The organism is Paraglaciecola polaris LMG 21857 (assembly GCF_000315055.1).
Classification (GTDB): Bacteria; Pseudomonadota; Gammaproteobacteria; order Enterobacterales; family Alteromonadaceae; genus Paraglaciecola; species Paraglaciecola polaris.
Genome location: NZ_BAER01000052.1, coordinates 1 through 1240 on the forward strand (window position 1 = coordinate 1; position 1240 = coordinate 1240).

General features: G+C 45.7%; 1 protein-coding gene. It reads right to left on the bottom strand.

Annotated elements, in window-relative coordinates:
• Positions 1-200: 200 nt before the first annotated feature.
• On the bottom strand, positions 201-1240 hold a 1040-nt coding region (locus tag GPLA_RS11230; protein ID WP_040514554.1), incomplete at its 5' end, for a Y-family DNA polymerase.

The window sequence follows — 1240 nt, forward strand, 5'->3', positions numbered from 1 at the left end:
AATATAGGCAAGTAGAAAACATACTTGTAGCTGACCTCATATATTAGGAGCATGTCATGTACGAAGAGCTTATTTTTCTCATCCCTTTGGCAATACTAGTTATCGGTACAGCATTGGTTATCCGCTATCCGAAGAAATCAGAGCCTGGCGACCGTCGTTAAGACTGTCCCATTATGTTGTACTGGATTTATTTCACCTAACTAACAAATAATCTTGGGTATGTCACTCCACTTGGTAGTGTATTGAGGTGAGAGGAACGCTCGTCGCATAGCAAACTTTTGCTCGAAGCCCTTAGCGGCCAGTTGAACGGTTGAACGCCCATACCTTGCATTAATATTATCCATACACGCCATGAGCTTGGTGTTGTCACTTGATTGATTAAAAAGGTCGTATTGGAACAACCCTTCGTCATGTAAATCCATCAAACCGACACCGCATTTGTAATAGCGAACCCCTGATTTATAAAGTTGCCCTATGGCGCTTTCAATCACTTTAACGATGTTGCAAGTATCGTTGGTGGGCACCGTAAATCTATGAAAGTGTGAGCGCCGGAAATAGCCTTCAACGTCATGAGGTGAGCTAGTAGCGAACAGCGTCATACTTCCGGTGAGACTCTTCTGCCTGCGCAGTTTTATCGCGACGGTTTCAGCATGACTGGCTAATGCACTGCGTAGTTCATTGAATTCTGTAATCCGATTACCGAAGCTGCGCGTGCTGTATATCTCTTTTTTGGCTGCACGCACACTATCCCAACTGTGGCGTACTTCACCATTTAACTCCCGCACCGTGTTTTCGACAAGTATCGAAAACTCTTTTCGTATTTGCGAGGGGTCTCGATTGGCTAGCTCCCATGCTGTATTAATTCCTAATGCGTTTAGGCGTAATCCTAATCGTTTACCAATGCCCCACACTTCCGTTACGCCCATTTGCGATAACACGTCTTTACGGATTGCCTGGGTATCGAGTACCGCAACGCCTTTGAATCCCTCAACTTTTTTGGCTGCATGGTTCGCCACTTTGGCTAACGTGGGCGTTGGGCCTATCCCCACACAAATAGGCAATCTCACTTCACGCCAGACGGTTTTTCTAATCTGAGTCGCTAGCGTAGCCCAGCCCTCTGGTGGCGACAAAGCTTCTTTACCGTAATATAAAAAACACTCATCAATGGAATACACGTTAATGTCAGGTGCAAATCGTGCGCAGGTATCCATCATGCGCTGACTTAAATCAGCATAGAGCG